Genomic DNA, 22,599 nt, shown 5'->3' with positions numbered 1-22,599 from the left:
GGGTATGGCGTAGTCGCCACCCGGCAAAACATCATTCACTGCATTCCTAATACGCCCGGCAGCCACAATGAAATTGCCGGGATGTACGTCACCATTCCCAGCACGACCAGCAGCATGGCGTAAAATGGCAGCATGGCGCGTACTACGGTTTCAATCTTCTGCTTGCTTACCGCACTGGCCACAAACAGCACCGATCCGACCGGCGGAGTGATCAGCCCAATCCCCAGGTTGACCATCATGATCATTCCGAAATGCACCGGATCGATCCCCAGCGAGTTGGTCACGGGTAACAGGACCGGCGTCAGGATCAAAATGATCGGCGCCATATCCATCAGCGTGCCAATCAGTAGCAGCATGACGTTGAGGTACATCAGGATCACGTACTTGTTATCGGACAGCGAGGTGAAGAATTCGGTGATGCGGGTCGGTAACTGCATGTAGGTCATTACCGCGCCAAACGCGGCGGCAAAGCCAATCAGGATCATGACGATGGTGACCGTTTTTACCGTCCTGCACATCAGCTTCGGCAGTTCGCTCCACGTGTAATCACGATAGATAAACATGGTGACGAAGAACGCCCACAGGCAGGCCACCGCGGCAGACTCTGTTGCGGTGAATATCCCGGACAAGATCCCGCCGAGGATAATGACCACCGTCATCAGCCCCCACAGGGCATCGAGCAAAATCTTCAGCGCCTGCTTAAACGGGATTTTTTCGCCCTTGGGATAACCCCGCTTATGGGCAAAACCCAGACACAGGATCATCAGGCAAAGCCCCAGCAACAATCCCGGCAGTACCCCCGCGATAAACAACGTCGCGATAGAAACCGTCCCCCCCGCCGCCAGAGAGTAAATCACCGAGTTGTGGCTCGGCGGGATCAGGATCGCCTGTACCGAACCGCTGGCCGTCACCGCCGCCGCGTATTCACGCGGATATCCCTTCTTCTCCATCTCAGGGATCATTACGCTGCCGATAGAGGCCGTATCCGCCACCGACGAGCCGGAAATTGCGCCAAAAAACGTCGAGGCCACAATGTTCACCAGCGACAGCCCGCCGCGAATAAAACCGACAAAAACGTAGGCAAAATTCACCAGCCGCCGGGCGATGCCCCCTTCCGCCATGATTGCCCCGGCGAGGATGAAGAACGGGATCGCCAGCAGGGTAAATTTGTTCACCCCGCTGGTTATCTGGATCATTAGCGCCTCCAGCGGCAGTTCAATCCATAGCGCGCCCGCCACGGCGCTTAAGCCGACGGCAAACGCCACCGGCATCCCCAGCGCCAGCAAAATGGCGAGGGTGAATAACAAAATAAAAGCATCCATCGTTCACCCCTTAACTGTGGTTACCGATCAACACCACAGGACGGTTTTCCTGTGAGCCGAATAGCAGACGTTCAATAACAAACAGGATCAGAATCGCCGAGCCGACCGGCAGCGGCAGATAGCTTTCGCCGGAGGTCAGCAGCGGGAACTCGGCAACGGGCTGTTCCCAGAGGTCTACGCACAGCCAGAGGCTGTACCAGAACATCAGCGCGGAGATCAGCAGCATCAGCAGGTCGACCACGCGGACGCACAGGTTTTTCAGCATGTCGGGCAGCCTATCGGTGAGCATGTTCACCGCAATATGCGACCCGGCGCGGTAGCCGACAGCCGCACCGATAAAGGTAAACGTCACCATGCAGATAATGGCGATAGGTTCCGGCCAGGATTCGCCGCGATTGAGCACGTAGCGCGAGAAAATGCCAATCGGGATCACTATTGTCATCACCAGCAGCGAGAGGCCCGCCACGGTCATGGCCAGCAGGTACAGGCGGTCCATCCACTTCAGGTAGAATTCGGACATACGTACTCCGGTTTACTGGACTTCAGCGATGGCGTTCATCAGACCCTGGTGCTTGTCGCCATACTGGGCGCGCACCGGCTCTGTGGCTTTAATAAACACCGTTTTATCAATGTCGTGGAACTGCACCCCGCCCGCTTTCATTTTCGCCAGCGCCTGGTCATTATAGGCCTGCCAGAGCTTGCGCTGCTCAAGCTGCGCGTCGCGGGCCAGGGTCAGCACTTTTTGTTGCTCGTCAGTGCTGAGCTTGTCCCATTTCACTTTCGAATAGAGCAGCATTTCCGGGGTGATAAAGTGGCCGCTCAGGGTGTAGTTTTTGGCGACCGGCATGTAGTTGTGGGCGATAAAAGTCGGCGGATTGTTTTCCGCACCGTCAATGACGCCGGTTTGCATACCGCTGTAGACTTCACTGACGCCCATCGCCACCGAGTTTGCCCCCATGGCCTTCAGCGTCGCCAGCGCGACCGGGCTGCCCTGCACGCGAATTTTCTTCCCTTTTAGATCTTCAGGTTTAACGATGGATTCTTTGGTGATGAGATTGCGGGTACCGGAGTCCATCCAGCCGAGGAACACCAGCCGCGATTTGGGGTTGGCGGTCAGCTTGTCGCCAATCTGCTTGCCTATCTCCCCGTCGATCACCTTGTGCATATGGTCTTCATCGCGGAACACGTAGGGCAGGGTAAAGACTTCGATATCCGGCAGGATGGCGGCAACCGGCGCCATCGAGACGCGGATCATGTCGATCGCCCCCATCTGCGCCTGTTCGATCATCTGCTTTTCATCCCCGAGCACGCCGCCGGGGAAAACCTTAATCTCCAGCTTACCGTCGGTTTGTTGTTTGAGTTTTTCACCCATCTGCTGCACTGCCACCACGTTGGGGTAGCCTTCCGGGTGAACATCAGCAGCTTTAATGGTTTGAGCGGCAACGGAGCAGGTAACAGCAGACAGACACAGAGCGGCCAGCAACGGCTTAAGGGTCGTTTTCATCGAGTCAACTCCAGGGTAGTGAGGTAAGCGTTAAAACAGCGTTTTATTTTTATACGCTTAAAAACTAGACTACGGCTGGAAAAGCGGAGGTGAAGCGCCTCACAAAAGTGCAAATTTCTGAAACGATGGTTTATAACGGTTGGATCTCTCCTCCCCGACAGGAGAGCCGGATGCAGGGCATGGCGCCGCCCTCATCCCTTACGAATCATATACCGATACGGTAACGACGCGATCGCCTGCGCGACCAGCTCATGTTCCATGAAGGTACAAAAACCGGGGATGTCGCGGGTGGTGGCCGGATCGTCGGCGATAATCAGCAGCGTTTCGCCGGTCTGCATAGTGCGCACGGTTTTGCGCACCATCATTACCGGCTCCGGGCAGCGGAGGCCCTGGGCGTCAAGGGTATGATCCGGGCTGGAAAACTGGTCTTTCATGCTTTTCTCTTTCAGGTAAAAACGGCTGTAGTTTACCCCCCGACGTCAGCAAAGCAAACCAGGTTAACGATTGCGTGAAAATTAGCCATTGCAAAGTCCAGTCAAAGCAGTATCATGCGGCGGTTTTTATTGGGTTCCCTCACCCCAACGTTCAAAAAGGTCACAATATGACGCAGTTTTCTCAATCGCAGCGCGTAAAAGCGTTGTTCTGGCTTTCGCTTTTTCATCTGCTGGTGATCACCTCCAGCAACTATCTGGTGCAGCTCCCGATCGCCCTTTTCGGTTTCCATACCACCTGGGGCGCATTCAGCTTTCCGTTTATTTTTCTCGCCACCGACTTAACGGTGCGTATTTTTGGCGCACCACTGGCCCGACGCATTATTTTTGCCGTGATGCTCCCGGCGCTGTTCGTGTCGTACGTGATTTCGTCGCTGTTTTATATGGGGAGCTGGCAAGGGTTTGAGGCGTTAACCCACTTCAACCTGTTTGTTGCCCGTATCGCCGCCGCCAGCTTTATGGCCTACGCGCTGGGACAAATTCTTGATGTGCATGTGTTCAACCGCCTGCGTCAAAATCACCGCTGGTGGATGGCGCCAACCGCTTCCACGCTGTTCGGTAACGTGAGCGATACGCTGGCCTTCTTTTTCATTGCCTTCTGGCGCAGTCCGGACGCGTTTATGGCCGAACACTGGATGGAGATAGCCGTGGTCGACTACTGCTTCAAGGTGCTCATCAGCATGGTGTTCTTCCTGCCAATGTACGGCGTACTGTTAAATATGCTGTTGAAAAGGCTGGCAGATAAATCTGAAATCACAGCATTGCAGGCGGGTTAAAGGTTCGCTTTATCAGTTGTGATAAGATAAGTGCATGAGCCGTTATGGCCGTTTATCGAAAGGAAGAAGTCAATGCGCAATCTGGTTGAATACGTCGGGATTGGCCTGCTGGTTGTAGGTCTGGCGGCCTGTGATAACAGCGACACGAAAACGCCTGCTCAGGGCGCGTCTGCAGAGAGCAACGCGACCGGCCAGCCGGTGAACCTGCTGGACGGCAAACTGAGTTTCTCTCTGCCTGCGGATATGACCGACCAGAGCGGAAAGCTGGGTACCCAGTCGAATAATATGCACGTCTATTCCGATGCAACCGGTCAGAAAGCGGTGATTGTGATTGTCGGCGACGATACCCGCGAAGAGTTGGCCGTGCTGACCAAACGTCTGGAAGAGCAGCAGCGTGGTCGCGACCCGCAGTTGCAGGTAGTGACCAACAAGTCCATCGAACTGAAAGGCCACACGCTACAACAGCTGGACAGCATTATTTCGGCTAAAGGCCAGACCGCTTACTCTTCTGTGGTGCTGGGCAAGGTCGACAACCAGCTGCTGACTATTCAGATCACCCTGCCAGCAGACGATCAGCAAAAAGCGCAGACCGCTGCGGAAAACATCATCAACACTATCGTGATTAAGTAACGCTTCACGAAGGTGACGTGGCCTCCGGTGCTGGCACCGGGGGCCATTTTTTTACCGTCACGACGGGATACAAAAACAGCAATAACTTTCAGATTACCCTTCCAGACGAAGCGGCGCGGGCGCACTACACTTAACGAGCTATCACATTAAGGAAAAAGCATGCTACCCAACCAGCCCGACAAAGCGGGTCTTCATATCCTGTTAAAACTCGCCTGCCTTGTGGTTATCCTCGCGGGTATCCATGCGGCGGCCGACATTATTGTTCAACTCCTGCTGGCGCTCTTTTTCGCCATTGTGCTTAACCCGCTGGTGACCTGGTTTTTACGCCGGGGCATAAAAAGGCCGGTGGCGATTACCATCGTCGTTATTGTCATGCTAATTGTTCTGACCGCGCTCTTTGGCGTGCTGGCCGCCTCGTTAAGCGAGTTTTCGACCATGCTGCCGCAATATAATAAAGAGTTGACCCGCAAGCTGGTGGATTTGCAGGAGGCGATGCCGTTTCTTAACCTGCATTTCTCACCCGAGCGGATGCTGCGCCGGATGGATTCAGAAAAAGTCATGACCTATGCCACCACGCTGATGACCGGTCTTTCCGGCGCGATGGCCAGTATTTTGCTGCTGGTGATGACGGTAGTATTCATGCTGTTTGAAGTTCGCCACGTGCCGTACAAACTGCGCTTCGCGTTGAACAACCCGCAAATTCACATTGCCGGTTTGCATCGTGCATTAAAGGGCGTTTCAAAATATCTGGCGCTGAAAACCTTATTAAGCCTCTGGACCGGCGTCATTGTCTGGCTGGGGCTGGTGGTGATGGGGGTGCAGTTCGCCCTGATGTGGGGCGTACTGGCGTTTCTGCTGAACTACGTGCCAAACATAGGCGCGGCGCTCTCCGCCGTGCCGCCGATGATCCAGGCATTCTTGTTCAATGGATTTTACGAATGCATGCTGGTGGGGGCGTTGTTCCTCGTCGTTCATATGCTGCTGGGCAATATTCTTGAGCCGCGTATGATGGGGCACCGGCTGGGGATGTCGACGATGGTGGTGTTTTTATCGCTACTGATCTGGGGATGGCTGCTGGGTCCGGTCGGGATGCTGCTGTCAGTACCGCTCACCAGCGTCTGTAAAATCTGGATGGAGACCACGAAAGGCGGCAGCAAGCTGGCGATACTGCTCGGGCCAGGACGGCCCAAGAGCCGATTACCGGGTTGATCTGTTCGCCTGACGACGCGGTGGCCGAAAAATGGTCGCTACGCCCAGAATAATCAGCCCCACCCCCGCTAAGCCAGGCCAGGAGAAGCGCTCTTCCCAGCCGGGCACTAAAATTGCGGCTCCCCACACCAGGACGTAGCTCAGGCTCAGCAAGGCATAGGCTTTGCTGAGCGCCATACGGCGCAACGCCAGATACCAGCAGCCCATTGACGCTGCATACCCCATCAGCCCCAGCACCAGCGCGCCCGTACCGGCTGAAACATGCCAGAGGGCGGTGATAAACCCTTGCACCTCATTCACAGGCGGCAGAGCCAGCATGGCGTAACGCAGTAAAAGCTGCGCCGCACTGACCAGCACTACGCTGCATAAGGCCCACAATGCCGCCCTCACAGGCTTCCTCCCAGCAATATAATGCCGATAATAATCAACCCGACGCCTGCCCAGTGATGCGGCGCGATCCTCTCTTTCCAGAAGGCCTTCGCCGCCAGAGTTACCCAGACAAAATTGAGGCTCAGCATCGGATAGGCAATCCCGACGGGAAGACGTTGCAAAACTACCAGCCAGAGCAGCATGCCACCCCCCAGCGCCAGCAGCGCCAGGCCCAGCCACAGCGCAACATGCGCGCCACGCCGCCCGGCTTTCGCCGGACGGGTCGCTTGTTTTTGGCATAGCTGCCCTGCACAGCTGAGCAAGCTTGCAAGTATCAGCCCGATCCAGGTCATCATTGCGGCAAATATTGCAGCCAGGCCAGACGGCCCTGAACGGTCAGGTTATCCGGTTCTGGTAGGCTGGCGTGGGCCAGGTTGTCGTCTCTCGACAACAAAATGACCACCGACACCGCACCCTGCTGGCGGTGCTCCGCCAGCCATTGCGCAATTTCATCTCTCCCTACAAACCGGCCCTGAACGTCCGGGTAATTCAGCCCGTAGCGTAACTCACCGCTCTGACCGTACAGAATGATGTCATTACGTTTGAGTTCCCACGCCAGCCCGGAGGCGACGCCGACGTTGTTCACCAGCACGAATTTACTCTCCTCCAGCGGCTGACGTACGGTTTCGACCAGCGACTGCGGCTGTTTTGAATCCACCACCAGGTTGGGGACGGCAAAGCCAATGAGCATCGCCAGCCCCGCAGGACACAGCGCCGCAAGCCACCAGCGCCGTGGGCTCTGTTTGAGCGTTACCCAGCCCACCCCAGCCCAGACAAGGAAGGCCACCACCGCGCAGAGGACTTTTTCCAGCTCGAACGAGGTCCAGACCGAATGTTTTGCCAGCCCCCACGGTGAGACCACCAGCGCCGCCAGAATACCGACCACCCCGAACGCGAGGTTAATCCCACCGTTAATGCGTAACACCCTGGCGCCTTTTTCTGCCGCGCTAACCGCATAGCGCGCCATCAGGATCGCCAGCGGGGCAAAGCACGGCAGGATATAGGTCGGCAGCTTACCTTTAGCAATGCTGAAGAAAATCAGCGGCATCACTACCCATCCAAGCAGATACAGCCCGCCCGCTGCGTTTTGCCGGTCACGCCAGCCCAGATGCAGTGCGCCCGGCAGCAGCGCCAGCCACGGCAGACTTCCCGCAATCAGGAACGGCAGGTAGTACCAGAATGGCGCTTTGTGCTGGGCGTCGCTTTGGGCAAAACGCTGAATATGTTCAACCCAGAAGAAGTAGCGCCAGAAATCAGGCTCACGCTGGGCAATTGCCAGCCCCCAGGGCAGAACGATAAGCACGCAACTCAGCACCGCAAGCCAGCCGAAAATCAGCACCTCTTTCCAGCGCTTTTGGGCCACCACCCACGGCAGCACGCCAATCACCGGCACCGCCAGCGCCAGGAAGCCTTTGGTCATCACCCCCATGCCGCAGGCCAGCCCGAGAAGCACATAGCCGCCCGCTTTTCCGGCAACCGTCGTCGACTGCGAGGCCAGCCAGAAGCTACACATTGCGGCGACCAGCCACAGGGTAACGATCGGATCGAGCACCGCATAGGTGCCAATGCCGTAGACCAGAAACAGGGTTAAGAAGATAAGACCGGAGAAAATGGCAACCCGCTTATCCTGCCAGATTCGCCAGGCCAGCCAGATTACCAGTAGCGCCGTTAACCCGGTCGAGAAGATTGACCCCGCGCGCACGGAAAAATTGGAGTGTCCGAACAGCATTTGCCCAATACTGTTGACCCAGTATCCGGCAATCGGCTTTTCAAAATAACGCAGGCCGAGAAAATGCGGCACAATCCAGTCGCCCGATGCCAGCATTTCACGGCTGATTTCCGCATAGCGGGTTTCATCAGGCTGCCATAACAGGCGGAAATCGACCGGAATAAAATAATAAACGATAAACACGGCGAGCAGCGCTACGCCATAACGGGCTGTTTTCATGATACCGGGCTCACGGTTTGTTGATAGCCAAGCCAGCCTTCCCGGCCAGCCATTTCATTACGCACAATATTGCCCACCGGCAGCGTGCTGAGATCCTCTGGCAGTAGCTCGCTCAACGGACAAAACGTAATGCCCTCCTGAGCGGCTATCGTTAACAAGGCGTCGAAATCATGCTGATACGCAATCCCTTCCACTTCAGCGTGGATGGTATAGACCGGTGTGCCCTTGTCGCGGTGCATGCAGCCCAGAATGTAGCGATTAAAACCCTTTACAGTAACGTCGCGCCCGACCACTTCATCCCAGGTGGGCAGCGTGACCGGAATTTGCACCGTACCAAACCTGTTGTCCCCTACAAGCGGCAAAAACGGGCCCGTCCCGCGACAATCGCTGTTGTAGCGAAACGCGAAAGGTTGTTTGGCTGTGACCACGCGCTGGTCGGCGCGCCATCCCGCCACGGCGGAACAGCGCACGGGCTGGCCGATAATGGCTTCCAGTTCCAGCATGCCGCGTTCCACTTCACGCGTCAGGCGCGGAATGTCCCACACGCCAGCCCAGGCCTGCCAGGCGTGGTGATCCCAGGCGTGTAATCCCACCTCATGGTGGAGAGCCGCCTCACGGATAACCGCGTGATTACCCGCGCCGATGCGTCTGCCGGGCCATGCCGTTCCGGCCAGCAGGATATTCCAGCCGTAAAGGGACACTGCGCGCGAGCGCAGCATTTTGTACAGAAATGCCGGTTTAATCAGACGCCACAAATGGCGCCCCATGTTGTCAGGCCCTACACTGAAGAAAATGCTGGCGCGCACATTGTGCTTGCTCAGCAGCTCCAGCAGGCGTGGCACGCCGTCACGCGTGCCACGAAAGGTATCGACATCAATACGTAAGCCAACTTTTTTCATGAAGCTTGTTCCGACAGCTCCACGGTACGCAGGAAGAAATCGAGCGTCTCATCGATGGTCTGCTCCATCTTCACGGTCGGCGTCCAGTTCAGGCAGCGTTTTGCATTGCGAATGCCCGGTTTACGGTGCTCAACGTCCTGATAACCTTTGCCATAGTAACTGCTGCTCTCCACTTCGCGGAAACCGGCAAACGGCGGGAACTGGTCACGCAAAGGGTGGCGCTCGAAGCTTGCCAGCAGCATTTCTGCCAGTTCACGAATGCTCGCTTCGTTTTCCGGGTTGCCGATGTTGATGATTTCCCCGTCGCAGCGGCCATCTTTGTTTTCAATGATGCGGAACAGCGCTTCGATACCGTCGCTGATGTCGGTAAAGCAGCGCTTCTGTTTACCGCCTTCAATGAGCTTGATAGGCGAACCTTCCACCAGGTTGAGGATCAGCTGAGTGATGGCACGGGAGCTGCCGATGCGCGCCGCGTTCAGATTATCCAGCCGCGGCCCCATCCAGTTAAACGGACGGAACAGGGTAAAGCGCAGCCCCTCTTTGTCGCCGTAGGCCCAGATAACGCGATCCAGCAGTTGCTTTGAAACCGAATAGATCCAGCGCTGTTTATTGATAGGTCCCACCACCAGGTTGGAAGCGTCTTCGTCGAAGTTATCGTCGGTACACATGCCGTACACCTCCGAAGTGGACGGGAAGATGATGCGTTTATCATATTTCACGCAGTCGCGGATAATCTTCAGGTTTTCTTCGAAGTCCAGCTCGAACACGCGCAGCGGGTTGCGGGTGTACTCGATAGGCGTGGCAATCGCCACCAGCGGCAGCACCACATCACATTTTTTAATGTGGTATTCGATCCACTCGGAATGGATGCTGATATCCCCTTCTACAAAGTGGAAGCGCGGGTTGTCCAGGAAGCGGCTGATGGCGTCAGAACCGATATCCAGGCCATAAATTTCGTAGCCATCGTCCTTCAGCAGGCGTTCGGTCAGGTGGTTTCCGATAAACCCGTTCACGCCGAGGATCAGCACGCGCGTGCGGCGTTTGATCGCCACAACTGGGGCGCTGGTGATAAGCGCGCCCGCCACCAGCCCGAGAGACTGTGCCAGCTGTGCGCCCTGAACGTACACGCCGTTGTCGGTTTGCCCGGTGACTATCTCCAGCGCCTGCTCGCCGCAGCTTACAATCATCGGCGAGACGGAGATAACGGTTCCCGGTTTAGCCGCCGGGACATCGTCACGCACGCGGGATTTCCAGACGATAAATTTATTGACCCCGGCAAAGCTGAAGGCACCCGGCCACGGGTCGGTGACAGCACGCACCAGGTTGTGCAACTGACGCGCAGGCTTGTTCCAGTCCAGACGCCCGTCTTCCGGCGTGCGGCGGCCAAAATAGCTGGCCTGGCTCTCATCCTGCGCGGTTTCGCTGAAGGTGCCGTTAAGGATCGTTGGCAATGCGTCACGCAGTAGCGTTTGCGCCGCGCCACACAGCTTAAGATGCAGCTCCACCGCGGTTTCATCCGCACCGATAGCCAGCCGCTGTTGCGCCACAATGCCGCCCGCGTCCGCGCGACGCACCATACGGTGCAAGGTGACGCCGGTTTGTGTTTCACCGTTCGCCAACACCCAGTTCAGCGGCGCGCAACCCCGGTAAGCGGGCAGCAGGGAACCATGAAGGTTAAACGCGCCTTTTGGAGCCACGTTCAGGATCTCGTCGCACAGCAGGTTGCGATAATAGAATGAGAAAATCACATCCGGGGAAAGGGCGCGAATGCGATCCACCCACAGCGGATGGTTTACATCGTCCGGGGCAAAGACCGGAATACCGCGCTCGGCAGCCACGCGCGCCACTGAGCCGAAAAAGGTGTTTTCTCCGGCCGCGTCCGGATGGGTAAAGATTGCAGCAATGTCATAGCCCGCATCCAGCAAGGCCAGCGTGCCCGTGCACCCCATATCGTGATAGGCGAATACGACAGCTTTCATGGGTGTTTTTCCTCTTGAGATACAGTGTGTTCCTGACGGACAACACGTTGAATAAAATAGCGCGGACGTGCGCGAACATCGTTATAGATACGGCCGATGTATTCACCCAGCAGGCCCATACCAATGAACTGGGCGCCGATGAACATGAACAGGACGGCAAACAGCATAAAGACCCCTTGCCCCGCCCACTGCGGGCCAAAGGCCAGCCGCAGTATGACCAGCAGAACGGAAAGCCCAAACCCGGCTACGGCGATGAAGCTGCCGAAAACGCTCAGCAAGCGCAGCGGCGTGGTGGTCAGGCAGGTGATCAGGTCGTACATCAGGTTGATGAGACGCATAAAGCTGTACTTCGAATCACCATGCTCACGCTCGGCATGCAACACCGGGATCTCCGTCGCTTTGCGGGCAAAGGTATTCGCCAGGATGGGAATGAAGGTGCTGCGTTCGTGGCAGTGCAGCATGGCGTCGATAATGTGGCGACGGTAAGCGCGCAGCATGCAGCCGTAATCGCCCATCGCTTTGCCGGTCGTGCGTTGGATCAGGCGATTGATGGTGCGTGAAGCCAGCTTGCGAAACAGACTGTCCTGGCGGTTTTGTCGTACCGTACCCACAACGTCATAGCCCTCATCGGCTTTGGCGACCAGGCGCGGGATCTCCTCCGGCGGATTTTGCAGATCGGCATCCAGGGTGATGATCAGATCGCCCGTCACGTGGCTAAACCCGGCCATGATCGCCGAGTGCTGGCCGTAGTTACGGTTAAGCAGTACGGCAACGATATGGCTATCTTCGGCCTGGGCGGCCTCGGTCAACATCTGCGCGGAATCGTCGATACTGCCGTCATCCACCAGCAGGATTTCATACGCCTTGCCCAGCGTGTCGCAGGCCGCCGTGGTACGGCGGATCAACTCGGGCAGGCTCTCCTGCTCGTTAAAAATCGGGATTACCACAGACACTTTTTGTACTGGCGGGGCGCTGAACATCTCAATATCCTGCAAGCTGATGGAGTGCGGTAATGACGCGGGTTGTGTCGTCATGAGTCATATCCGGGAAAAGAGGGAGAGAACAAATACGCGCGCTGTTCCATTCAGAGTGTGGGAGTGATACCTCTGGAAAACGCTCGCGGTAGTATTTTTGCGTATGCGCGGCGCGAAAATGCAGGCCAGTACCAATGCCTTTCTCTTTCAGCGACGCCATCAGGTTATCGCGCGAGATGCCACACCGCGCGTCGTCAACACGAATGATAAACAGATGCCAGGCGTGGCGATGCGGCCAGGACGGCAGGGTTAACGGCTGGAATGGCGTATCGGCAAGTTCCAGCAAATAGCGTTCGGCAATCGCCCGACGGCGCTTATTGGCCTCTGATAGTTTGCCTAACTGCACCAGCGCGAGGGCGGCGTTGATGTCTGCCAGGTTGTATTTGAAGCCCGGGGAGATCACCTCCGCCTGCGGCGCGCGGCCATGCGTCTGGCGATCATAGGCATCGACACCCAGTCCGTGAAATTTCAGGCTGCGGATCTTTACAGCAAGTTGCGTATCATCCGTGACCACTAACCCGCCTTCGGCGCAGGTCATGTTTTTAATGGCGTGGAAAGAGAAAATCGCGGTGCCCTGCCAGCCAACGTGACGGGTGTTGTAATAGGTTCCCGCTGCATGGGCCGCATCTTCGATAACGGGAATGCCGTGGCGGGCGCCGAGGGCGCGAATGGCGTCGATATCACAAGGCGCGCCGGCGTAATGAACAGGCACAATCGCTTTGGTGCGCGGCGTAATGGCGGCTTCGACTAACTCAGGCGTGACCATCAGCGTATCGCGGTCCACATCGATCATCACCGGCGTTGCGCCCAGCAGCACAATCATATTCAGCGTCGATACCCAGGTCAGGGAGGGGGTAATGACTTCATCACCCGGCCCTATCCCCAGCGCCATCAGCGTGACATGCATTCCTGCGGTGGCGGAACTGACGGCAATCGCATGCTGGTTTCCCGTCAGTTGACAGAACGCCTCTTCCAGCGCCTGATTTTTCGGCCCGGTCGTGATCCAGCCTGAGGTCATTACCTCCTGTAATGCCGCTATTTCCTCCGGCCCCATAGAGGGCCGGGAAAATGGCAGAAAATCACTCATCTATTATTTCCTTGTGATATGAATGGCAGCTTTGGGATATTAACCAAATATCGTCATGTTTATTTCAACGAATCATAAACTCATATCAAGGTAACGTTCATTTCTTAAGAAAAAATTAAGATGAGTGCTAAGAAAAAGCCAAAGCGAGCTTTAATATATTATTATTCAATGAGTTATAAGCTATCGTCTTTTATTATGTGATTTACCTCACCTAAGACGATGTAATTTTAAACCAAAGATAAACAAACAAAAAAAAGCCGGACATTTCTAATAAATTAAAAATACTCCGGGAACTTTTGTTTTTAGTTAATGGTCGCGCTTATTTTAAATTGTCGGGAAAGGTTTTCGGTAACGCGCTGGCGGCGCAATCAATAACCCTTTCATTGTTGGTGCCACATTCGCGCACAAGCGTAATGGTGGCAAATTCATCTATCCCTTCCGTTGGATACGCCGGACCTGCGTCGCGATATGCATTCATTAGCAGAATGTGATCGTTCTGGAAGCAGACGGTTTTCTCCGGATTGTTAATAACCCAGCGCGGGAAGAAAATCGTGCCATGGAACAGTTTATCGTCCAGATTAACGATCAGGCTGACGTCGGTACCGGTTGGCTCGGTCCGGGAAATTTTATAGATGCTCTCCCCTACCCGCACAATGTAAGCCTGCTGCTCTTTGACCTCCACGCCCCGCTGAATGACGACATGCTGCGTCCGTGGCCGCTGATTCAGATTGCGGATAACCTGCCCACGGCACGCCCTGCGGGCGAATCCTGGACATTTTCTACCATCGATGCCGCCATTGAGGCGGTGATGTATCGGGTCGGCTACGGTTGGCTGCCGGAAGAACGAATTCAAACGCAGCTGGAACAGGGTACGCTGAAGGTGTTGCCGCTAAGCCACTGCATACGTCGTGCCACGCCGCTGCACTTGATAGACAAGCGATCTCTGGCCCCGCTTGATGAGCAGTCGAAACGCTCTTACGCCTTTTTCGCCAGGATCCCTAACCAGCAACTGCTACGCTTTAAGGTCCGAACGTTAAAACGACAAGGCGCAGATGATGAAAATCGATTTTACGGGGAAAGTCGCGTTAGTGACCGCCTCAACCGGCGGGATTGGCTTTGCAATTGCCAGAGGACTGGCCGAAAGCGGTGCGGAGGTGATCGTCAATGGGCGCAGCACTGAATCGGTGAACAAAGGTATTCAGCAGCTCCAGCAGGTGGTGCCTGGCGTGCAGGTCCGCGCCGCCGTTGCCGATCTCAGCTCACATGAGGGCGTTGAAGCCCTGCTGAGGGTGGCGTCCGACGTCGATATTCTGGTCAACAACGCCGGGATTTACGGCCCGCAGGATTTCTATGCCACCGACGACGAGACCTGGGATCGTTACTGGCAGACCAACGTAATGTCCGGGGTACGCCTCTCCCGCGCGTTGCTGCCGAATATGGTGAAAAAAGGCTGGGGGCGCGTGGTGTTTATCTCCTCCGAGTCGGCCTGCAATGTTCCTGCCGATATGATCCACTATGGCGTGACCAAAACGGCGCAGCTTTCGCTGGCGCGCGGGCTGGCGAAGTTCGTGGCAGGAAGCGGCGTCACGGTGAACAGCGTGCTGCCCGGCCCAACGATGTCGGACGGTTTCGCCGATATGATGAAAGATGAAATCGAGAAAACCGGTAAATCGCTCGAACAGCTGGCGAAAGAGTTTGTGATGGCAAATCGTCCGAGTTCGGTTATTCAGCGTGCCGCCACGGTTGAAGAGGTCGCCAATATGGTGGTGTATGTCTGCTCGACTCAGGCCTCCGCCACGTCGGGCGCGGCATTGCGCGTTGATGGTGGCGTGGTGGATGACATCATCTGAGATCGTCCCGCTGCATGTTCGTGAAAAAATGAGATGTGGTATGAGGACTGTTAAAGTAAAGCAGGTAAACTAATGAGCAAGAATGTGTATTTCAGCTAAGACGTATCTATGACCAATATGATTGCCGACGACGCAGTGGCGAAGTCCAGCGTGCTCTCTGTCTTTGACTTTGATGGCACCCTGACTCACCACGACAGCTTTATCCCTTTTCTGCGTTTTGCCTTTGGTAAACGTTACTTCGCGGGACGACTGGTGCGCATGGCGTTGCCAACGCTGCACTGTGTGCGCCGCAAGCTGACGCGCGATGAGCTGAAAGAGGTATTGATCAGAACCTTCCTGACGGGGGTCGATGAACACTGGCTACGTCAACAGGCCGAACTTTTTTGTGAAAAGTACTGGAACAAACTGATGCGCCCTGAAGGCGTGCTGGCGGTAGCGGCTGAAGTGAATTCGGGTGCGGAAGTGACCATCTGCTCCGCCTCTCCGGCGCTGGTGCTGCAACCGTGGGCCGACAAGCTCGGCATCAAGCTAATTGGCACCCAGTTGGAAGTGAAAGACGGCACGCTGACCGGTCGTATTACGGGCAACAACTGTCGCTGTGCGCAGAAGGTAGCGAGGCTGGAAAAGGTGTATGGCAACCTGAACGATTACCACCTGCGTGCCTGGGGTGATACCCGTGGCGACCACGAACTGCTCGCGGCGGCGCAGGATCCGCACTGGCGACATTTCCACCACCCGCGCAAGCGCCGAAATTCACCGCTTAAATAAATGCAGAACAGTAACACTGGCTGCCCCCTCTCCCTCTTCGGGGTGAGGGGACAGTTCTTCACACAGATGAGTTCAGGACGTCAGGCCGCACGTTTCCCCGGAAACATCACGCTCGCGATAATCCCCAGCGCCAGGACGCCCAGCACCACAAACAGGCTCGCGGTTGCGCCAATACTGTAACCGTGGTGCCAGAAGTGGTCGGTGGCATTGAGACCCAGCTTGAACGCCACAAAGAACAGCAGCGCGACGACCGCCTTCTCCAGATGCACCAGATACTGCTTCAGCGCTTCCAGCACAAAGTAGAGGGTACGCAAACCGAGGATGGCGAACATCATCGCGCTATAGATAATCAGCGGCTCGCGGCTGACAGCAATAATGGCCGGTACAGAGTCAAACGCAAACATCACGTCAGAGAGTTCGACAACCGCCACGCAGAGCAGTAGCGGAGTTGCGTAGCGCTTCGCCTTCTTCACGCGCCCGACCATCACGTCCTGGTTTTCAGGCTTTTCCAGCTCCGCATCGACCTCTTTCTGCGTCAGAATAAAGGCATTACTGCTGATTTTTGGCCAGACAGGGTAGAAGCGTTTCACCAGACGATACGCCAGGTGACCGGAGTAATCTTCGACGTCGTCGCTCTCCTCATTGCGTTTAAGCATCATCACCGCCGTCCAGCCCACGACCAGCGCGAACAGAACCTCTACGTAAGGCCCCAGGCTTAGCAGGCTGGTACCAATCGCCACAAAGATGCCGCGGAACACAATCGCCCCCAGCACCCCCCAGTAGAGGACGCGATGACGGTACTTATTCGGCACCCCGAACCAGGCGAAGATCGCCATCATCACAAACAGGTTATCGATGGAAAGTACTTCCTCCAGCGCATAGCCCGTGAGGAACAAGCTCGCCATCTCAGCACCGTGATGTACATACAAGAACCCGGCAAATGCCATCGCCATCGAGAACCAAAAAATGGACCACAATGCCGCGCTTTTCAGCGAGACAGGTTTATCGTGACGATGCATAAAGAGGTCGATAAACATCGCCCCGACGGCCATCACCACAAAGACAACAACGGTTTCCGTCGGGAAACCGAGATGAGCTGCAGACATACAGAATCCTTTTCTGGAGGCAAAACACAACACCATGCAAACCGGGATACCCGGTAAAGAAACAGAGTGGCCCCTAAAAGACGCCACACTCTAAAAAAATAAATATTAACCGTTTTTCTCAGCCAGCGCCTGCGCGCACGCCCAGGCGCTGGCCCACGCCCACTGGAAGTTATATCCGCCGAGCCAGCCGGTAACGTCCATGACTTCGCCAATAAAGTACAGCCCCGGCACGTTGCGGGCTTCCATAGTGCGCGAAGAAAGCGCGTCGGTATCGACGCCGCCGAGCGTCACTTCCGCCGTGCGGTAGCCTTCGGTACCGTTTGGCTGGACGCGCCAGTGGGTTAGCGTCTGCACCAGCGTCTCCTGTTCACGGCTGTTCAACTGCTTAAGCGACACGTCAGGGATCTGTCCCAGAAGCTGGAGACACTCTACCAGACGCTTCGGTAGCTGCATCGCCAGGGTATTTTTCAGGCTTTGATTCGGATGCGCGGTTCGTTGCTCGTTAAGGAAGCTGTCGGGATCGCAATCCGGCAGCAGGTTTACCGTGACGAACTCGCCCGGCAGCCAGTAGCTGGAGATTTGCAGCACCGCCGGACCGGAGAGGCCACGATGGGTAAAGAGCAGGTTTTCACGGAACACCGTACCATCTTCGGCGGTGATAACAGAAGGCACAGAGACGCCAGAAAGCGTCTGAAGCTGTTCCAGAAGCGGTTTGTGGAGCGTGAACGGTACCAGGCCCGCGCGCGTTGGCAAGACCTTCAGGCCAAACTGTTCGGCAATTTTATAGCCGAACGGCGAGGCTCCCAGCCCCGGCATCGACAGGCCGCCGCTGGCAATCACCAGGCTCGCAGCGCTGACGGTTTCGCCGTTCAACTGCAGCGTATAGCCCTGCTCGTCGCGAGAGACCTCCAGAACGTCCGTGCGCAGGCGCATGACCACGCCGCCTTTCTCGCACTCGGCCACCAGCATATCGACAATTTGCTGCGCGGAGTCGTCACAGAACAGCTGGCCCAACGTTTTCTCATGCCATGCGATACCGTGCTTTCCCACCAGATCGATAAAATCCCACTGGGTATAACGCGCCAGGGCAGATTTACAAAAATGACGATTCTGACTCAAATAGGCCGCAGGCTCGACATAGAGATTAGTAAAGTTGCAGCGCCCGCCGCCGGACATCAGGATCTTGCGGCCAGGTTTTTTACCATTATCCAGTAACAGCACACGACAACCCGCTTGTCCGGCCATCGCCGCACAAAACATACCCGCCGCACCGGCGCCAATGACTACGGCATCAAACCTTTCCACGTCAAAACCCTCTTCGTTAACTGCCGCGGATTGTAAAGTTTCCTCTGTGGTCACACCAGCGCAAATAGGCGAGATGTCAGTCATATAGCTGAAATATAAAATATATTTCTTTACCATGGACTGACAAAGCCGAAGGAATTTCAAAAAAAGCTATATTTCACTTTGCCCGTTGCGCATTTGTCCTGGATAATGCGCCGCGTTCATGTCCTCAAAATGGCGTAACGTCCTATGCTACATTTGTTCGCTGGCCTGGATTTACATACCGGGCTTTTACTCATGCTTGCACTGATTTTTGTTCTGTTTTACGAAGCGATCAATGGCTTCCACGACACGGCAAACGCAGTAGCAACGGTTATTTACACTCGCGCAATGCGGTCGCAGGTTGCGGTCGTTATGGCGGCGGTATTTAACTTTTTTGGTGTCCTTCTGGGCGGACTGAGCGTCGCGTATGCCATTGTGCATATGTTGCCAACGGATCTGCTGCTTAACGTTAGTTCTGGCCATGGCCTTGCCATGGTGTTCTCAATGCTGCTTGCTGCAATTATCTGGAACCTAGGTACCTGGTATTTCGGCCTGCCTGCATCCAGTTCTCACACCCTCATCGGCGCGATTATCGGTATCGGGTTAACCAATGCTCTAATGACCGGCACGTCCGTCGTCGATGCGTTGAATATCCCGAAAGTGATTGGGATTTTCGCTTCTCTGATCATCTCTCCTGTCGTCGGTCTGGTGGTTGCAGGCGGCTTAATCTTCATTCTGCGCCGTTACTGGAGCAATACGAAAAAACGCTCCCGTATTCACCTCACTCCTGCAGAGCGTGAAAAGAAAGACGGCAAGAAAAAGCCGCCGTTCTGGACGCGTATCGCCCTGATCATCTCCGCTATCGGCGTGGCCTTCTCACACGGCGCGAACGACGGTCAGAAAGGCATTGGCCTGGTTATGCTGGTACTGATTGGCGTCGCACCGGCGGGCTTCGTGGTTAACATGAATGCCTCCGGTTACGAAATCACCCGTACCCGTGATGCCATCAACAACGTTGAAGTTTACTTCCAGCAGCATCCTCAGCTGTTGAAGAAAGCGACCGGCGTAGACCAGTTGATCCCGTCTCCTGAAGCGGGCGCAGCCACTGCCCCTGGCGAGTTCCACTGCCATCCGGCAAACGCGATTAACGCGCTGGAACGTGCAAAAGCTATGCTTGGCGATATCGAAAGCTACGACAGGCTGCCGATTGAACAGCGTGGTCAGTTGCGCCGTATTATGCTCTGCATCTCTGACGTGACGGATAAAGTCGCGAAGCTGCCAGATGTGAGTGCTGACGACCAGCGTCTGCTGAAGAAACTGAAAGGCGATATGCTCAATACCATTGAGTACGCGCCAATCTGGATTATCATGGCCGTCGCGCTGGCGCTGGGTATTGGTACGATGATTGGCTGGCGTCGCGTGGCAACCACCATCGGCGAGAAGATTGGTAAGAAAGGCATGACCTATGCGCAGGGGATGTCCGCGCAGATGACGGCGGCTGTTTCTATCGGTCTGGCGAGCTACACCGGGATGCCGGTCTCTACCACCCACGTCCTCTCCTCATCCGTGGCAGGGACCATGATTGTTGACGGTGGCGGTTTGCAACGCAAAACCGTGACCAACATTCTAATGGCCTGGGTATTCACCCTTCCGGCTTCTATCCTGCTGTCTGGCGGTTTGTACTGGATTTCGCTGAAGCTGATTTAATCGGTTGAAGGCGACAAAAAAGCGGGTCAGGAAACTGACCCGCTTTTTTTATGGCTGCTATTTGCCAGGAGGTGCTTGATATCCAGACAAAAGAGAATGTATGGCTTCTGTCCCTATTTCAGAGCCAGGTTCAATCGTGATAGCGAACAATATGCGTGAAGCACGCCTTAACGAAATGTCACGCAATATGGCCACGCCCTCAACGTAATATTGGTTCTACCAAAAAGTCCGAAAGGCCGGACAGGCACCTCAAAACAGGAATGGGGAAAATGGTACGAAAAGCCACTTTACGGAGACGACCCAACGGACCAACGCAACATCAGAGAAGGAATAGACTATGCCATTCAAAACGGCTATTAAATGGATCCATCGCCTTGTTACCGTTTCGCTTCTGGCTCTATATGACCGTGAATAGTCAGGGTGGCTCAACCGTACTAACAATCTACCGTTACTATCTCTCGGGGGAGATCGCAGGTAAAGATACCGACATTATCCAGCAGCTTGCTATGAAGCATCCTGTCATCGAGGGTACAGGCACGGTTACCGCTGCCAGTAAGGATACAAGCGGGGAAGTGAAAATTAACTATAGCGGGAAGGTTATTTCGATTGAGAGTAACATCTCCGGTCTCCGGTTCTCAGTTAAGCCCTGAGCCAGATGAAAGAAGGCGGGGCTTCCCCGCCTGCTGTGATGCTCAGTGCCAAATCATCAATGCAATCATACTGACCACGACCAACCCGCACAGGGCGCTGGTCAAAATGAACTGACGACGCAGGCGCTCGCAACGACGAATAAACTCTTCATCGTGATGGTCGCGGTAGCGCTGGTAGTAGATATAGCCCACCAGACGCATCTGTTTGCTGGGCTGTCCATGCGAGGTGAAGAATCCTCCACCGTCCACATACTGATAAAGCAGCGGATCGCAACCACGAAGTACCACTAGTAGCGCACGTAACGATGAAAAATAGCGCGCCATATTCACTATGCAAACCACGCATAACGCCCAAAACAAAGCGACGGTGCTAATCATACATCCTCCCCGGCATCCGCTCGCGAAGCAAAGCTTCTGGCGGCTGCGTCCCAATGCCCTGACAGACAGTTCAGTGAAAGAATGAGCAAATGTTGATCCGGTTCGCGTTTTACTCTCCGAACGGCTCATCCAATAGTGTAGGAGATCAGTTAATTTTTTTGCCACATGGTTAATCGTTATCAACACCAAAGCTTGAAAAATTTGTTTAACTGGGCCGTAATGAAGGCATCAGACGACGGCTTTCCCCTTTAGTCATCGATAACTTAAGGAAGGAGTAACACTATGGCTTATAAACACATTCTTATCGCGGTAGACCTCTCCCCGGAGAGCAAAGTGCTGGTTGATAAAGCAGTATCCATGGCTCGCCCTTACAATGCGAAAGTTTCTCTGATTCACGTTGACGTGAATTACTCCGATCTCTACACCGGCCTGATTGACGTCAACCTCGGTGATATGCAAAAACGCATCTCCGAAGAGACGCACCACGCCCTGAGCGAACTGTCGACCAACGCAGGCTACCCAATCACCGAAACCTTAAGCGGTAGCGGCGATTTGGGTCAGGTGTTGGTTGATGCAATTAAGAAATACGATATGGACCTGGTGGTTTGCGGCCATCACCAGGATTTCTGGAGCAAGCTGATGTCTTCAGCGCGTCAGTTGATCAACACTGTTCACGTGGATATGCTGATTGTTCCATTGCGTGATGATGAAGACGAGTAAGTCAGTCTTTACCCCTCACCTTCTCCCCACAGAGGAGAGGGTGAGGGGCCATAAATATCAAACCGGTGCCCTTTGGTGGTCACCGCATTGGGCGTGGCGACTTCCGCCAGCGGTGGCGCGTAATCCGGACGCTTCACCACCACGCGCTTCGTGGCTAACTGGCGAGCAGGCTCAAGTAAACCATCCGCGTCTGAGTCCGTCCCCACCAGCGCCTGAAACACGCGCATCTCTTTCTTCACCAGCGCGCTTTTCTGCTTATGCGGGAACATCGGGTCGAGATAGACCACCTGCGGGCGCGGCGTGATATCCGTCAGCGCCGTCAGGCTGGAAGCGTGGATCAACTGCAAACGCGCCTGTAACCACGCACCAATTTCCGGATCGGCATAGCCGCGCGACAGCCCGTCGTCGAGCAGCGCCGCCACAACCGGATTACGCTCCAGCATGCGTACGTGACAGCCTACCGACGCCAGCACAAAGGCATCGCGCCCCAGTCCTGCCGTAGCGTCCACCACGTCCGGGAGATAGCTTCCCTTAATACCGACTGCTTTCGCCACCGCTTCACCGCGGCCACCGCCGAACTTGCGCCGGTGCGCCATCGCCCCGCCGACAAAATCGACAAAAATCCCGCCGAGCTTTGGTTCATCACGCTTACGTAATTCAAGATGCGCTGTAGTCATCACCAGGGCCATCGGGTTTTGTTCATCGTGTTCCAGCCCCCAGCGGGCCGCCAGAACGGATAAGGCGCCGTCTCCGGCGCCTGTTTCATCCATTAAGCAGATCTTCACG

At 55.5% G+C, this 22,599-nt stretch carries 24 protein-coding genes; 8 read left to right on the top strand and 16 right to left on the bottom strand.

From position 1 onward, the window contains the following. Positions 1-35: 35 nt before the first annotated feature. From NL510_RS02425 to tusA, 4 genes are all read right to left on the bottom strand, one after another. Complete coding sequence (locus tag NL510_RS02425) at positions 36-1,322, bottom strand: TRAP transporter large permease (protein WP_253381303.1); 1,287 nt, start codon at positions 1,320-1,322, stop codon at positions 36-38. 10 nt (positions 1,323-1,332) lie between these two features. Continuing rightward, entirely contained in the window at positions 1,333-1,842 is a 510-nt protein-coding gene (locus NL510_RS02420; RefSeq protein ID WP_253381301.1) for a TRAP transporter small permease, read from the bottom strand. Between the two features lie 12 nt (positions 1,843-1,854). Further along, on the bottom strand, positions 1,855-2,826 hold the full coding sequence (locus NL510_RS02415; RefSeq protein ID WP_253381299.1) for a TRAP transporter substrate-binding protein: 972 nt from the start codon (positions 2,824-2,826) through the stop codon (positions 1,855-1,857). A gap of 191 nt (positions 2,827-3,017) precedes the next feature. Next, positions 3,018-3,260 (bottom strand): sulfurtransferase TusA, encoded by a 243-nt coding sequence (gene tusA / locus NL510_RS02410; RefSeq protein ID WP_253381297.1) that lies wholly within the window; start codon positions 3,258-3,260, stop codon positions 3,018-3,020. Between the two features lie 167 nt (positions 3,261-3,427). On the opposite strand from tusA, the gene NL510_RS02405 reads away from it, so the two are divergent. The 3 genes from NL510_RS02405 to NL510_RS02395 all read left to right on the top strand — a co-directional run bounded on the left by NL510_RS02405 (position 3,428) and on the right by NL510_RS02395 (position 5,932). Beyond that, positions 3,428-4,093, top strand: a complete 666-nt coding sequence (locus NL510_RS02405; protein ID WP_253381295.1) for a 7-cyano-7-deazaguanine/7-aminomethyl-7-deazaguanine transporter — start codon at positions 3,428-3,430, stop codon at positions 4,091-4,093. A 72-nt stretch (positions 4,094-4,165) separates the two neighbouring features. Further along, a complete protein-coding gene (locus NL510_RS02400) occupies positions 4,166-4,723 on the top strand; it encodes a DcrB family lipoprotein (RefSeq protein ID WP_253381293.1) in 558 nt (185 codons plus the stop codon). A gap of 159 nt (positions 4,724-4,882) precedes the next feature. Next, positions 4,883-5,932, top strand: a complete 1,050-nt coding sequence (locus NL510_RS02395) for an AI-2E family transporter (RefSeq protein ID WP_253381291.1) — start codon at positions 4,883-4,885, stop codon at positions 5,930-5,932. Here NL510_RS02395 and arnF read toward each other — a convergent pair. From arnF to NL510_RS02355, 8 genes are all read right to left on the bottom strand, one after another. Continuing rightward, positions 5,921-6,322: a 4-amino-4-deoxy-L-arabinose-phosphoundecaprenol flippase subunit ArnF gene (arnF, locus tag NL510_RS02390; RefSeq protein WP_253381289.1), complete on the bottom strand. Its 402-nt coding sequence runs from the start codon at positions 6,320-6,322 to the stop codon at positions 5,921-5,923. The two genes, NL510_RS02395 and arnF, sit on opposite strands and share 12 nt — an antisense overlap. Beyond that, on the bottom strand, positions 6,319-6,657 hold the full coding sequence (gene arnE / locus NL510_RS02385) for a 4-amino-4-deoxy-L-arabinose-phosphoundecaprenol flippase subunit ArnE (RefSeq protein ID WP_253381287.1): 339 nt from the start codon (positions 6,655-6,657) through the stop codon (positions 6,319-6,321). Before arnE ends, arnF begins: the two co-directional genes overlap by 4 nt. After that, entirely contained in the window at positions 6,654-8,309 is a 1,656-nt protein-coding gene (arnT, locus tag NL510_RS02380; RefSeq protein WP_253381285.1) for a lipid IV(A) 4-amino-4-deoxy-L-arabinosyltransferase, read from the bottom strand. The genes arnE and arnT overlap by 4 nt, the downstream gene beginning before the upstream one ends. Beyond that, positions 8,306-9,208, bottom strand: a complete 903-nt coding sequence (gene arnD, locus NL510_RS02375; protein WP_253381283.1) for a 4-deoxy-4-formamido-L-arabinose-phosphoundecaprenol deformylase — start codon at positions 9,206-9,208, stop codon at positions 8,306-8,308. The genes arnT and arnD overlap by 4 nt, the downstream gene beginning before the upstream one ends. Continuing rightward, positions 9,205-11,187 carry a bifunctional UDP-4-amino-4-deoxy-L-arabinose formyltransferase/UDP-glucuronic acid oxidase ArnA gene (gene arnA, locus NL510_RS02370; protein WP_253381281.1) on the bottom strand — a complete coding sequence of 661 codons (1,983 nt, stop codon included), beginning with the start codon at positions 11,185-11,187 and terminating at the stop codon, positions 9,205-9,207. The genes arnD and arnA overlap by 4 nt, the downstream gene beginning before the upstream one ends. Beyond that, a complete protein-coding gene (gene arnC, locus NL510_RS02365) occupies positions 11,184-12,167 on the bottom strand; it encodes an undecaprenyl-phosphate 4-deoxy-4-formamido-L-arabinose transferase (RefSeq protein ID WP_253384717.1) in 984 nt (327 codons plus the stop codon). Before arnC ends, arnA begins: the two co-directional genes overlap by 4 nt. 1 nt (position 12,168) lies before the next feature. Then, positions 12,169-13,308 carry a UDP-4-amino-4-deoxy-L-arabinose aminotransferase gene (gene arnB, locus NL510_RS02360; RefSeq protein ID WP_253381279.1) on the bottom strand — a complete coding sequence of 380 codons (1,140 nt, stop codon included), beginning with the start codon at positions 13,306-13,308 and terminating at the stop codon, positions 12,169-12,171. Between the two features lie 319 nt (positions 13,309-13,627). Beyond that, a complete protein-coding gene (locus NL510_RS02355; protein WP_253381278.1) occupies positions 13,628-14,161 on the bottom strand; it encodes a phenolic acid decarboxylase in 534 nt (177 codons plus the stop codon). A gap of 202 nt (positions 14,162-14,363) precedes the next feature. Here NL510_RS02355 and NL510_RS02350 point away from each other — a divergent pair, with 202 nt between their 5' ends. Together NL510_RS02350 and NL510_RS02345 are read left to right on the top strand one after the other, a co-directional pair. After that, complete coding sequence (locus tag NL510_RS02350) at positions 14,364-15,158, top strand: SDR family NAD(P)-dependent oxidoreductase (RefSeq protein ID WP_253384715.1); 795 nt, start codon at positions 14,364-14,366, stop codon at positions 15,156-15,158. Between the two features lie 108 nt (positions 15,159-15,266). Continuing rightward, positions 15,267-15,926 carry an HAD family hydrolase gene (locus NL510_RS02345; RefSeq protein WP_253381276.1) on the top strand — a complete coding sequence of 220 codons (660 nt, stop codon included), beginning with the start codon at positions 15,267-15,269 and terminating at the stop codon, positions 15,924-15,926. Between the two features lie 80 nt (positions 15,927-16,006). On the opposite strand, the gene NL510_RS02340 is transcribed toward NL510_RS02345, so the two are convergent. Both NL510_RS02340 and NL510_RS02335 read right to left on the bottom strand, forming a co-directional pair. Beyond that, entirely contained in the window at positions 16,007-17,032 is a 1,026-nt protein-coding gene (locus tag NL510_RS02340; protein WP_253381273.1) for a TerC/Alx family metal homeostasis membrane protein, read from the bottom strand. Between the two features lie 105 nt (positions 17,033-17,137). Beyond that, positions 17,138-18,337, bottom strand: a complete 1,200-nt coding sequence (locus NL510_RS02335) for a BaiN/RdsA family NAD(P)/FAD-dependent oxidoreductase (RefSeq protein WP_253381271.1) — start codon at positions 18,335-18,337, stop codon at positions 17,138-17,140. A 228-nt stretch (positions 18,338-18,565) separates the two neighbouring features. On the opposite strand from NL510_RS02335, the gene pitA reads away from it, so the two are divergent. Continuing rightward, entirely contained in the window at positions 18,566-20,065 is a 1,500-nt protein-coding gene (gene pitA / locus NL510_RS02330; protein WP_253381269.1) for an inorganic phosphate transporter PitA, read from the top strand. Between the two features lie 401 nt (positions 20,066-20,466). After that, on the top strand, positions 20,467-20,715 hold the full coding sequence (locus NL510_RS02325) for a hypothetical protein (RefSeq protein ID WP_253381267.1): 249 nt from the start codon (positions 20,467-20,469) through the stop codon (positions 20,713-20,715). A gap of 42 nt (positions 20,716-20,757) precedes the next feature. Here the strand turns inward: NL510_RS02325 and uspB are convergent, their stop codons facing one another. Continuing rightward, entirely contained in the window at positions 20,758-21,093 is a 336-nt protein-coding gene (gene uspB, locus NL510_RS02320) for a universal stress protein UspB (protein ID WP_003861224.1), read from the bottom strand. 282 nt (positions 21,094-21,375) lie between these two features. On the opposite strand from uspB, the gene uspA reads away from it, so the two are divergent. After that, positions 21,376-21,813 (top strand): universal stress protein UspA, encoded by a 438-nt coding sequence (gene uspA, locus NL510_RS02315; protein WP_253381264.1) that lies wholly within the window; start codon positions 21,376-21,378, stop codon positions 21,811-21,813. A gap of 8 nt (positions 21,814-21,821) precedes the next feature. On the opposite strand, the gene rsmJ is transcribed toward uspA, so the two are convergent. Then, the gene (gene rsmJ / locus NL510_RS02310; RefSeq protein WP_253381262.1) at positions 21,822-22,598 is read right to left on the bottom strand and encodes a 16S rRNA (guanine(1516)-N(2))-methyltransferase RsmJ; all 777 of its coding nucleotides are present in this window, start codon (positions 22,596-22,598) and stop codon (positions 21,822-21,824) included. Between the last annotated feature and the right edge of the window lies 1 nt (position 22,599).

The organism is unidentified bacterial endosymbiont, assembly GCF_918797525.1.
Classification (GTDB): domain Bacteria; phylum Pseudomonadota; class Gammaproteobacteria; order Enterobacterales; family Enterobacteriaceae; genus Enterobacter.
Note: the sequence above shows the minus strand (reverse complement) of the source record. Positions and strands in the feature narration are given on the sequence as shown.